The organism is Bradyrhizobium sp. Mp19 (genome assembly GCF_029952935.1).
GTDB lineage: Bacteria > Pseudomonadota > Alphaproteobacteria > Rhizobiales > Xanthobacteraceae > Bradyrhizobium > Bradyrhizobium elkanii.
In genome coordinates this window covers 123,248-134,067 of record NZ_JASAUT010000022.1, presented here as the reverse complement: position 1 = coordinate 134,067, position 10,820 = coordinate 123,248, and the positions used below count along the sequence as shown (strand labels likewise).

9 protein-coding genes are annotated in these 10,820 nt (G+C 66.0%); 4 read left to right on the top strand and 5 right to left on the bottom strand.

Features of this window, described 5'->3' with window-relative positions:
- Positions 1-111 precede the first annotated feature (111 nt).
- Positions 112-1,023, bottom strand: a complete 912-nt coding sequence (locus QJT82_RS23710) for a LysR family transcriptional regulator (RefSeq protein ID WP_028341678.1) — start codon at positions 1,021-1,023, stop codon at positions 112-114.
- Positions 1,024-1,145: 122 nt separating this feature from the next.
- On the opposite strand from QJT82_RS23710, the gene QJT82_RS23705 reads away from it, so the two are divergent.
- Positions 1,146-2,153: an aldo/keto reductase gene (locus QJT82_RS23705; RefSeq protein WP_028341679.1), complete on the top strand. Its 1,008-nt coding sequence runs from the start codon at positions 1,146-1,148 to the stop codon at positions 2,151-2,153.
- Between the two features lie 9 nt (positions 2,154-2,162).
- On the opposite strand, the gene moeB is transcribed toward QJT82_RS23705, so the two are convergent.
- Positions 2,163-2,966: a molybdopterin-synthase adenylyltransferase MoeB gene (gene moeB, locus QJT82_RS23700; protein WP_028341680.1), complete on the bottom strand. Its 804-nt coding sequence runs from the start codon at positions 2,964-2,966 to the stop codon at positions 2,163-2,165.
- A 224-nt stretch (positions 2,967-3,190) separates the two neighbouring features.
- Here moeB and QJT82_RS23695 point away from each other — a divergent pair, with 224 nt between their 5' ends.
- Positions 3,191-4,549, top strand: coding sequence for a serine protease (locus tag QJT82_RS23695; RefSeq protein ID WP_028341681.1), 1,359 nt, complete (start codon positions 3,191-3,193; stop codon positions 4,547-4,549).
- Between the two features lie 419 nt (positions 4,550-4,968).
- On the opposite strand, the gene ggt is transcribed toward QJT82_RS23695, so the two are convergent.
- From ggt to mutM, 3 genes are all read right to left on the bottom strand, one after another.
- Positions 4,969-6,648 carry a gamma-glutamyltransferase gene (ggt, locus tag QJT82_RS23690; protein ID WP_028341682.1) on the bottom strand — a complete coding sequence of 560 codons (1,680 nt, stop codon included), beginning with the start codon at positions 6,646-6,648 and terminating at the stop codon, positions 4,969-4,971.
- A gap of 122 nt (positions 6,649-6,770) precedes the next feature.
- Complete coding sequence (locus QJT82_RS23685) at positions 6,771-7,328, bottom strand: GNAT family N-acetyltransferase (protein ID WP_028341683.1); 558 nt, start codon at positions 7,326-7,328, stop codon at positions 6,771-6,773.
- 1 nt (position 7,329) lies between these two features.
- Positions 7,330-8,235 carry a bifunctional DNA-formamidopyrimidine glycosylase/DNA-(apurinic or apyrimidinic site) lyase gene (gene mutM, locus QJT82_RS23680; RefSeq protein ID WP_028341684.1) on the bottom strand — a complete coding sequence of 302 codons (906 nt, stop codon included), beginning with the start codon at positions 8,233-8,235 and terminating at the stop codon, positions 7,330-7,332.
- 158 nt (positions 8,236-8,393) lie between these two features.
- On the opposite strand from mutM, the gene ubiE reads away from it, so the two are divergent.
- Both ubiE and ubiB read left to right on the top strand, forming a co-directional pair.
- Entirely contained in the window at positions 8,394-9,155 is a 762-nt protein-coding gene (ubiE, locus tag QJT82_RS23675) for a bifunctional demethylmenaquinone methyltransferase/2-methoxy-6-polyprenyl-1,4-benzoquinol methylase UbiE (protein ID WP_016844705.1), read from the top strand.
- Positions 9,152-10,726, top strand: coding sequence for a 2-polyprenylphenol 6-hydroxylase (ubiB, locus tag QJT82_RS23670; protein ID WP_028341686.1), 1,575 nt, complete (start codon positions 9,152-9,154; stop codon positions 10,724-10,726). The genes ubiE and ubiB overlap by 4 nt, the downstream gene beginning before the upstream one ends.
- Positions 10,727-10,820: the final 94 nt, after the last annotated feature.

Sequence of the window (10,820 nt, the reverse complement as noted above, 5' to 3'; positions counted from 1 at the left end):
CTGCTGACGGTCCTCAATGCCATGATGCGAGACCGAAAGCCCTACCTGCAGACCAAACCAACATAACAGTTGCCGGCTTTCGCCGGGACGACGATGTGGTGAGAGCTCGACCTATCTCTTCCGCCGTGCCTGCTTGCGCCAGTCGGCGACGAACGACACGAAGGCGGCGAGCGCGGGCGGCGGCTGACGGCGGCTCGGATAATAGAGGAACGGTCCGTCGAACGGCGGGCACCAGTCGTCGAGCACGCTGACCAGCGCGCCGGATTTGACGCCGTAGCGGACATAGCCCTCGAACGTCGCCCAGTAGCCGACGCCGTCATGGACCGCGCGCAGCGCGAGGCCGAGATGGGTCGCGGTCAGCTTGGCCGGCGGCGAAATCTTCACCACGCGGCCATTCTTCTCGAACTCCCAATCGAACATCACGCCGTTGCTGAAGCGGCTGCGGATGCAGGGGTGCGCCAGCAGATCCTTCGGATGCATCGGCCGGCCGTGCTTTGCGACATATTCACTGGACGCCACGATCGCGTAACGCTGCGGCGCGCCGAGCGGGACCGCGACCATATCCTGCGCCAGATGCTCGCCGTAACGCACGCCGGCGTCAAAGCCCTGCGCGACGATGTCGACGAACGCACTCTCCGCGACGACATCGAGGTCGACCCGCGGATATCTGGCGAGGAACGGCGCGATCATCGGCGCCAGCACGAGATCGACCGCAGGCGGCGGCGCGTTGATGCGCAACCGCCCCGACGGCTCGGCGCGCAGGCCGCGCACCTCGGTGATCGCATCGGCGACGTTGACCATGGCCGGCGCGACGCGGGCGAGCAGCAGTTCGCCGGCCTCGGTCAGCGCGACGCTGCGGGTGGTGCGGTTCATCAGGCGGACGCCGAGCCGCTCCTCCATGTCGCGCAGGCGCTGGCTGAGGCTGGAGACCGAGACGCGCTGCTCGAGCGCGGCACGCCGGAAGTTGCGCGTGCGCGCCACCGCCACGAAGGCGTCGAGGTCGCGAAGGTCGAAATCCTGCATTGTTCGATATAGTGAACAAGCTATTCGCGATTGTCCAGCTTATCGTCCAAACCCGACCGGCCCATATCACCTCGGTATTTGGCGACGGATTCTCCGCCGCAAAACGTTCGAGGAACATCCACATGGACACACGCAAACTCGGCTCAACCGGGCCCGCCGTCTCGGCCCTCGGCCTCGGCTGCATGGGCATGTCCGAGGTCTATGGCCCGGCCGATCGCGGCGAGAGCATCGCCACGGTGCATGCGGCGCTCGATGCCGGCATCACGCTGCTGGATACCGGCGACTTCTACGCCATGGGCCACAACGAGATGCTGGTGCGCGAAGCCCTGAAGGACGTCGCGCGCGACCGGCTGCAGATCAGCGTCAAGTTCGGCGCGCTGCGCGGCCCCGCGGGTGAATTCGCCGGAATGGACACCCGGCCGGCCGCGACGAAGAATTTTCTCGCCTATTCGCTGCAACGTCTCGGCACCGACTACATCGACATCTACCGCCCGGCACGTCTCGATCCCAACGTTCCGATCGAGGAGACGATCGGCGGCCTCGCCGATCTGGTGAAGTCCGGCTACATCAGACATATCGGCCTGTCCGAGGTCGGCTCCGACACCATCCGCCGTGCGCATGCCGTGCATCCGATCGTCGATCTCCAGATCGAGTATTCGCTGATCGAGCGTGGCATCGAGCGCGACATCCTGACGACCTGCCGCGAGCTCGGCATCGGCATCACAGCCTACGGCGTGCTGGCGCGCGGACTGATCAGCGGCCACTGGTCGAAGGAGTCCGGCAAGATCGGCAGGGACTACCGGCTGATGACGCCGCGCTTCCAGGGCGCGAACCTCGATGCCAATCTCGCGCTGGTGGACCAGTTGCGCGCCATTGCCGCCGAGATCGGTGCAACGCCGGCGCAGGTCGCAATCGCCTGGGTCGCGGCGCAGGGCAAGGAGATCGTGCCGCTGGTCGGCGCCCGCACCCGCAACCGTCTCACCGAAGCGCTCGGCGCGACCAGGCTGACGCTGACGCAAGCTCATCTCGCGGCGCTGGCGAAAGCCTTCCCGCCGGATATCGCGGCCGGCACGCGCTATGCGGCCGAGCAGATGGCGCATCTCGACAGCGAGAAGCCGGCCACCAGGTGACGGCGCCAATCAGGTGCGATGGGCGCTGAGATCAGTGATGACAGGCCCATCGCCATTGAGCGGGTTCTGCGGATCGCGCGCGTAGCGCAGGGTTTCGAACCGCATCGCGCGCGCATCCACCATCAGGAGCCGGCCGACCAGGCCCTCGCCGAAGCCGACGATCTCGCGGATCGCCTCCAGTGCCATCATCGATCCCAGGACGCCGGCGAGCGCGCCCATCACACCGGCCTCGGCGCAGGCCGGCACCGTGCCCGGCGGCGGCGCCTCCGGAAACAGGCAGCGATAGGTCGGATTGAATTCGCCCTCCGCATTCTTGTCATGCGCGCGGATCGTGGTCAGCGAACCGTCGAACTGTCCCAGTGCCGCCGTGATCAGCGGCCGCTTCGCGAGGAAGCAGGCATCGGCGACGAGATAGCGGGTCTCGAAATTGTCGGAGCCATCGAGCACGAGATCGTAACGCGCGATCAGCGCCATCGCATTGTCGGCGGTGAGCCGCATCGGATGCGCCTCGAACGTCACATGCGGATTGAGCGCATGGATCTGCGCCGCCGCGCTGTCGACCTTGCGCTTGCCGATATCAGACGTCGCATGGATGATCTGGCGCTGCAGGTTGGAGAGCGAGACGATATCGTCATCGATCACGCCGAGCCGGCCGACGCCGGCGGCGGCCAGATACATCAGCACCGGCGCGCCGAGACCGCCGGCGCCGATCACGAGCACCGACGCCTGCTTCAGCGCATTCTGGCCGGGGCCGCCCACCTCGCGCAGCACGATATGGCGGGCATAGCGTTCAAGTTCGTCGGCAGTCAGCATTGTCTCATCTATCCTACCCGTGACCCTCATGGTGAGGAGCGCGGCACGCGCGTCTCGAACCATGAGGCCCGGTCCGTGGCCTCATCCTTCGAGACGCGGTTGACGCCGCTCCTCAGGATGAGGGTTGACGCGTTCCCTGAACCGGAGCGCGGTTGTTGCCGACCAAGCAGATGTGCTTAATTGCCTGGACGTCAATGGTGTCAGTCATTCCCCCCGGATTTGTCATGAGATCGGTGCTTTCGGCAACATTGATGGCCGCTGCCATGGGCATGGCGCAGGCCCAGATGACGCCGCCCTCGACGGCCGAGACCAAGCCGAAGACGGTGACGACGGTGCCGATACGCCCCGCTTTGCAGAAGCCGGAGGATACCGCGGGCGCGATGGCGCAGGCCGAGCGGCTGGCGCTGCAATCGGACCTCGCCTGGGTCGGCGAATATAACGGCGCCATTACCGGCGACGTCAGCGAGCGCATGGTCAATGCGATCAAGGAATTCCAAAAGAAGCACGGCGGCAAGCCGACCGGCGTGCTGAACCCGCAGGAGCGCGGCGTGCTCGCCGACACGGCGCGGCGGCGGCAGGAGGCTGTCGGCTGGCGGATCGTCACCGAGCCGGCCACCGGGGCGCGGCTCGGCATTCCGACCAAGCTGGTGCCGCAGATCAACAGCGACGCCTCCGGGGCCAAATGGACCTCGCCGACCGGCACCGTCCAGGTGCTGCTGGCCCGCCGCAAGGAAGCGAGCCCGACCACCGCAAAGCTTGCCGAGCAGGAAAAGAAGGAACCGGCCGGCCGCACCATCGACTATACCGTGGTGAAGCCGGATTTCTTCGTGCTGTCGGGCATGCAGGGGCTGAAGAAGTTCTATCTGCGCGGCACCTTGAAGGGCGACGAGATCCGCATCCTCACCATCCTCTATGACCAGGCGATGCAAACCACCATCGAGCCGGTGGTGATCGCGATGTCGAGCGCGTTTAATGCATTTCCGGCCGCCGTGCAGGCCGGTCCGCCGCCGCGCAAGACCGTCGAATATGCCACCGGCGTCGTGGTCAGCGACGACGGGGCCATCGTGACCGATCGCGTGGTGACCGACGACTGCATCGCGCTGACGATCCCGGGCTACGGCAATGCCGATCGGGTCGCCGACGACAAGGATCACGACCTCGCGCTGCTGCGCATCTATGGCGCGCGGGGCCTGAGGCCGCTCAATATCGCAGGCCAGGCGACGCAGACCGCGCTCGACATCACCGGGATTGCCGATCCGCAGAGCCAGGGCGGCGGCGCGGCCGCGAGCAGCGTGAAGGCTTCGGTCGCACAGATCGGCGGCGGCGATCAGGCGCTGTCACCGGCGCCAGCGCTCGGGTTCTCCGGCGCGGCGGCGCTCGACGGCGGCGGCAAGTTTGCCGGGATCGCGACGCTGAAGCCCGTCATCGTTGCAGGCCCCGCAAACGCGGCGCCGCCGGCGCAGGCCGCGCTGGTGCCGGCCGACACGGTACGCAGCTTCCTGAAAGCGCATGGCGTCACCGCGTCGGGCGACTCGGCGGACGCCAAGGCCGCGGTCGTCCGCGTGATCTGCGTCAGGAAGTAAGTTCACCTCGCCCCGCTTGCGGGTGATCCCGCAGAGCAGACCGGGTTCTGTCCATCTCGTCGTCCCGGCGTAGGCCGGGACCCATACGCCGCAGCAGGCGTTGTAGGCGGGACTCGTCGTTTCAGCAGCGCGTAACAATGACGGGCTGTCGTTATGGGTCCCGGCCTTCGCCGGGACGACGATGGGGACAGGCTCTGGCGGACGATCCAGCATTCCATAGTCATTTGTGATTCAGCTACCACTCTTCCACGCGTCGTCCTGGCGAAAGCCAGGACCCATAACCACCGCATTCAGCGATGAAACAGGATCGCGGCCCCGGCGTCGCACAGCAATGAGATTAGGGGTAATGGGTCCTGGCTTTCGCCAGGACGACGGTGAGGATGGTTCTCGGTTCAACCTGTCAAACAGCGTAGTCGGCGTCACCTCAACGCAAACCGCACCCCGGCGCGGGCGAGACCGCCGGCAATGCCGACCGGGGTGCCGTCGGCGCGCCAGCAGGCCGCGCCCGACATCGTGCCGTCAGCGTGAAACCGGATCGCGTTCATGCCGCCGGCCACCGTCGGCACCACTTGCACGCTGTGGCCCTTGGCTGACAGCGCGGCGCGGACGGCCTCCGGCACCGCCTGCTCGACCTCCAGCGCATTGCCCTCGGTCCAGACCCGCGGCGCCTCGACCGCCTCCTGCAGGCTCATGCCGTGGTCGATCAGGTTGATCAGCGCCTGCATCGCGCTCGGGAAGATGCGTTTGCCGCCGGGCAGGCCGAGCGCGTAAACCAGCTTGCCGTCGCGCAGCGCCATCATCGGCGACATCGAGGTGGTGACGCGCTTGCCGGCGGCCAGCGACAGCGCGTGCCCCGGCCGCGGATCGAACAGGTTCATGTAGTTGTTCGGCACGGTGCCGAGGCCGGGGATCAGGATCTTGGCGCCGAACAGATTGTTGATGGTCTGGGTGGTCGCGACCACATTGCCCATCGCATCCGCCGCGGTCATGTGCGTGGTGTGCGCGCTTTCGAGCTGGGTGACGCCGGCGCTCCAGGCCTGCGCGGCGGCAGGATCGATCGCGCGGCGGCGCTCTTCGGCATAGGCCTTCGAGGTCAGCCGCTCCACCGGCACGTTGATATAGGCGGGATCGCCGCTGGCGGCCGCGCGGTCGGCAAAGGCGATCTTCAGCACCTCGGCGAGATAGTGGATCGTCTCGGCCGTACCGAAGCCGAGGTGCGCGATGTCATAACCTTCGAGGATGTTGAGCATCTGCGTGATGTGCACGCCTGACGCCGCCGGCGGCGGGGGCCCGAGGATTTCCCAGCCGCGGTAATCGCAGCGGATCGGCTGCCGCTCGACGGTCTTGTAGGTTGCGAGATCCTGTTGTGCGATGAAGCCGCCGTTCTTCTTCATGTAGTCGACCAGGATGTCGCCGAGCGGTCCCTGGTAGAGTGCGTTGTCGCCATGATCGGCGATGTATTTCAGCGTCTCGGCATATTCCGCCTGCACCACGCGCTCGCCGGGCTTCAGCGGGGTGCCATCAGGCAGATAGATCGCCGAGATCGGCTTGTCCTTCAGCATCTCCTCGGCGCCGTCGGTGATGCATTCATGCAAATAGGGCGTCGCCGCATAGCCGCGCGCGGCGTGCTTGATCGCCGGCTGCATCACATCGGCCAGGCTCATGGTGCCGAAGCGGCGCAGCGTTTCGCACCAGGCCTTCAGCGAGCCCGGCACAGCGACCGCCTTCGGCCCGTTCAAATTCTCGTTGCCGACGGTGTCGAACACGTCGTGCGCCGAACCGGGCTTCGAGGTATAGGTATCCGGCTTTACCGCCTGCGGCACCGTGCTTTGGCCATCGATGAAGCGATGGCTGCCGTCGGCGAGGCGAATATGCGCCATGCCGCCGCCGATGATGCCGACCATCATCGGCTCGACCACGGTCAGCGTGAACAAGGTGGCGATCGCCGCATCGATCGCGTTGCCGCCGGCAGCTAACATCTCGGCGCCCGCGCTCGATGCCAGTGGATGATTGCTCACCACCATGCCGCGGCTGCTGGTGGCCGGTTGCTTCTCGCATTGAAAACTTGTCGCGGCGCGGTCGCGCCAAGCGCCATTCATCGACATGCCGTTGATCGCCATTGTGTTCTCGTTCTTGATGGAGCGATGGGACCTATGTTCGCCAGCCTCGCATGCGCGGTCAAGCTGTCGCATTCGTCATGGCCGCATTCGCAAAAGCGATGTCAGCGTCGATCGCGCAGCCAGGTCTCGCGCGTGACCTTCCACTTCTCCGCTCTGGATTCGCCGTTGTGGTGCGGAAGCTCGACGAATCCGACGAATTCGGCTCCGGTCTTCTGCTTGACCCGGCGCGAGGCGACGTTGGACTGCGCGTTGCAGACATGGAAGCTGGCAAGGCCGAGCGTCAGGAAGGCGAAATCGTTCACCGCCGCGATCGCCTCCGTCATGAGGCCCTGATTCCAGTACAGCTCGGCGAGCCAGAATCCGCGATTGCCCTTGCGGCCGTCGGCGCGCGGCCGGAAATTGATGTTGCCGATCGCCTCGCCATCGCCGGCACGCAACACCAGCACCCATTGATAGCCTTCCTCGCCGGCCGCGATCTTATCCAGCTCCCGCCTGATAAAGCTTTCCGCACCGTCGCCGGGATAAGGCCACGGCACGACTGTTGCGAGATTTTTGATCGCATTCCAATTGTTGAAGTGACGCTGGATCGCGGCGGCATCCGACGGCGCAAGCGGCCGCAGGATCAGGCGCTGCGTCTCGATGCGCGGGGTCTCGAACATGTTACTTCTGACACTTCGGGCACCAGAACGTCGAACGGCCGTTCTGGGTGAAGCGCCTGACGATACCCTCGCAGCCTGACGTGCGGCAGGTCTCGCCCTCGCGGTCGTAGACCTGGAACGAATGCTGGAAATAGCCGAGATCGCCATTGGTCAATCGATGGTCGCTGATCGAGGACCCTCCGGCCTTGATCGCCTGGTTGAGCACCGAATGGATCGCGTCGACCAATCGCCTGGCGTGGTCGGTGGGCTCGCCCCCGGCAACGCCCTTGCGTTGTCCGGACTTCGTTGCAAGCGTCGCGGCCAATCGCCGCGGCGACAGATGCGAACGAAACAGCGCCTCGCAGACATAGATGTTGCCAAGTCCCGCCACCACGCGCTGGTCGAGCAGCGCGGCCTTCAGGCTGGTCTTCTTGTTGTGGCAGGAGCGCGCCAGCATCGCGGCGTCGAACTCGTTGCCGAGCGGTTCGGGACCGAGCCCTTTCAGCAGCGGCTCATCCTCGATCGCGTTGCGCGCGATGATCTTCATGTAGCCGAAGCGCCTGGGATCGTTGAAGACGACGGCCGCGCCCGACGACATGTGGAACACGACGTGATCATGCGCGCGATCCTCGCTGCGCGGATGGTGGAATTGCCCCGGCGTCGCCGCGCCCTCCTGCTTCAGCACGCGGAACGAGCCCGACATGCCCAGATGCATCAGCAGCACGTCGCCGGAGTTCAGGTCCGCCATCAGATATTTGGCACGGCGGCCGAGCCCGGTGATGGTCCGGCCCTCGAGCCGGGCGATAAAGTCTTTTTGAAACGGAAACCGCAAATCCTTGCGGCGGGCCTCGGCCTTGAGGATCCTGGACCCCTCCATGGCCGGCTGCAGGCCGCGGCGGACGGTCTCGACTTCGGGTAATTCCGGCATGGCAGGCATTCACCTTTTGGAAGTGACGTGATAGCGCCATTGCGGCCGCCGCGCTATGGTCTGGCTGGAGCGTTTTCGAGCGAAGCCTGTCCCGTACTTGATACGGGATGGGCACCGGTTCGCGTGAAGAAGCGACCAAAAGGTAAGAGTATGAGTTGATGGATCGGCCGGATCAAACCACCCATTTCGGCTTCAGGGATGTGCCCCTGGGCGAGAAGCAGACGCTGGTGAACGACGTGTTTCACAGCGTCGCGTCACGCTACGACCTGATGAACGATCTGATGTCGGCAGGCCTGCACCGGGCCTGGAAGGACGTCATGATCACGACGCTCGATCCGCCGAAGGGCGACCGGCCGTTCGCGCTGCTCGACGTCGCCGGCGGCACCGGCGACATCGCGTTCCGGGCCGCCAAGACCGCGGGCGCGGGCTTTCATGCCACCGTCTGCGACATCAATACCGACATGCTCGCCGTCGGCCGCGAGCGCGCCGCGAAGCAGCACCTCGATGACCGCGTGTCGTTCGTCGAGGGCAACGCCGAGGCGCTGGGCTTCGCCGACCGCGCGTTCGACGCCTACACCATCGCGTTCGGCATCCGCAACGTGCCGCAGATCGACCTTGCGCTGCGCGAGGCCTATCGCGTGCTCAAGCCCGGCAGCCGTTTCCTGTGCCTGGAATTCTCCACCGTCGACGTGCCCGGCCTCGACAAGATCTACGATCTGTTTTCCTTCAAGGTGATCCCGCCGCTCGGCCGCGCCGTCACCGGTGATGCCGAGTCCTATCAATATCTCGTCGAGTCGATCCGCAAATTCCCGCGGCCGAACGCGTTCGCCGAGATGATCGGCGCCGCCGGCTTTGCCCGCGTGAAGTGGCAGAGCCTCTCCGGCGGCATCGTGGCGCTGCATTCGGGCTGGCGTTTGTGATCTCTGCACTGACCCACATCACGCGCCTCGCCCGCGCCGGTTTCGTGTTTGCGCGCGAGGGCGTGTTCGGCGTCGTCGATCCCGCGCTGGTGCCGCCGCCCGGGCAGCTCGCGCTGAAGCTGGCGCGGCTGATCGAGCGCCGCTCGGCCAAGTCCGGTCCACGGTTGTCGCGCGCACTGACGCGGCTCGGACCGGCCTATCTCAAGCTCGGGCAATTCCTCGCGACCCGCCCCGACGTGGTCGGCGTGGCGATGGCGCGCGATCTCGAAGCCCTGCAGGACCGGCTGCCGCCATTCGCGCAGGAAGCGGCCGAAACCGTCATCACGCAATCGCTGGAACGGCCGTTGGCGCAGGCCTTCGTGCATCTGGGCCCTGCGGTTGCCGCAGCCTCCATCGCGCAGGTGCATCGCGGCGAGATCGAGCGCGACGGCGTGCGGCAGCAGGTTGCGGTCAAGGTGCTCCGGCCGAATGTCGCCGCGCGCTTCCGCCGCGACCTCAGCGACTTCTTCTTTGTCGCGCACAAGGCCGAGGCGCATTCCGCCGAGGCGCGGCGCTTGCGGCTGATCGAGGTCATCAACACGATGTCGCGCTCGGTCGCGATGGAGATGGACCTGCGGCTCGAGGCGGCCGCGCTGTCCGAGATGGCCGAGAACACCCGCGACGATCCGGACTTCCGCGTCCCCGCGGTGGATTGGGATCGCACCGCGCACAGCGTGCTGACGATGGAGTGGATCGACGGCATCGCGCTGAACGATCACGTCCGGCTGGCGCAGGCCAAGGTCGATTTGCCCGATCTCGGCCGCAAGGTGATCCAGAGCTTCCTGCGCCACGCGCTGCGCGACGGCTTCTTCCATGCCGACATGCATCCCGGCAATTTGTTCCTCGACGAGGCCGGCCGGCTCGTCGCCGTCGATTTCGGCATCATGGGACGGCTCGGGCTGAAGGAGCGGCGCTTCCTCGCCGAGATCCTGCTCGGCTTCATCACCCGCGATTATCGCCGCGTCGCCGAAGTGCATTTCGAGGCCGGCTACGTGCCGGGCCACCATTCGGTGGAGAATTTCGCGCAAGCGATCCGCGCGATCGGCGAGCCGATCCACAACCGCACCGCCGAGGAAATCTCGATGGCGAAGCTGCTCACGCTTCTGCTCGAGGTCACCGGCCTGTTCGACATGCAGACGCGCCCCGAACTGATCCTGCTGCAGAAGACCATGGTGGTGGTCGAGGGCGTAGCGCGCGGCTTCGACCCGAAGCTCGACATCTGGAAGATCGCCGACCCCGTGGTGCGCGAATGGATCACGCAGAATCTCGGCCCGGCCGGCCGCATCCAGGGCGCGATCTCGGGCGCGGGCGAGCTCGGCCGCATCCTCGCCAACCTGCCGTCGATCGCCAACCGCGCCGTCACGGTGCTCGAGCAGCTGGAGACCATGACGCTGGAGGGCCACATGCTGTCGTCGGACTCGATCGACGAAATGGCCCGCGCCGAGGCCCGCAAGGCGCGGGTGCAGACCGTCGGCCTCTGGGTCATTGCGATCGCCTCCATCGCGATCTTCTTCGCCATCCGGGCGCACTGATTGCAATGCATGCACTATGTGATAGCATCGCTATCACACTTGTTTGAGCATGATCTCCGCGCAAACGCCTTGCGTTTGTCGCGAGGGAAAACCG

Bases quoted from the DNA above. Each gene is read 5' to 3' on its own strand.
- QJT82_RS23685 (WP_028341683.1), bottom strand. From the start codon at position 7,328: ATGTTCGAGACCCCGCGCATCGAGACGCAGCGCCTGATCCTGCGGCCG.
- mutM (WP_028341684.1), bottom strand. From the start codon at position 8,235: ATGCCGGAATTACCCGAAGTCGAGACCGTCCGCCGCGGCCTGCAGCCG.
- QJT82_RS23710 (WP_028341678.1), bottom strand. From the start codon at position 1,023: ATGCAGGATTTCGACCTTCGCGACCTCGACGCCTTCGTGGCGGTGGCG.
- ubiE (WP_016844705.1), top strand. From the start codon at position 8,394: ATGGATCGGCCGGATCAAACCACCCATTTCGGCTTCAGGGATGTGCCC.
- QJT82_RS23695 (WP_028341681.1), top strand. From the start codon at position 3,191: ATGAGATCGGTGCTTTCGGCAACATTGATGGCCGCTGCCATGGGCATG.
- QJT82_RS23705 (WP_028341679.1), top strand. From the start codon at position 1,146: ATGGACACACGCAAACTCGGCTCAACCGGGCCCGCCGTCTCGGCCCTC.
- moeB (WP_028341680.1), bottom strand. From the start codon at position 2,966: ATGCTGACTGCCGACGAACTTGAACGCTATGCCCGCCATATCGTGCTG.
- ggt (WP_028341682.1), bottom strand. From the start codon at position 6,648: ATGAATGGCGCTTGGCGCGACCGCGCCGCGACAAGTTTTCAATGCGAG.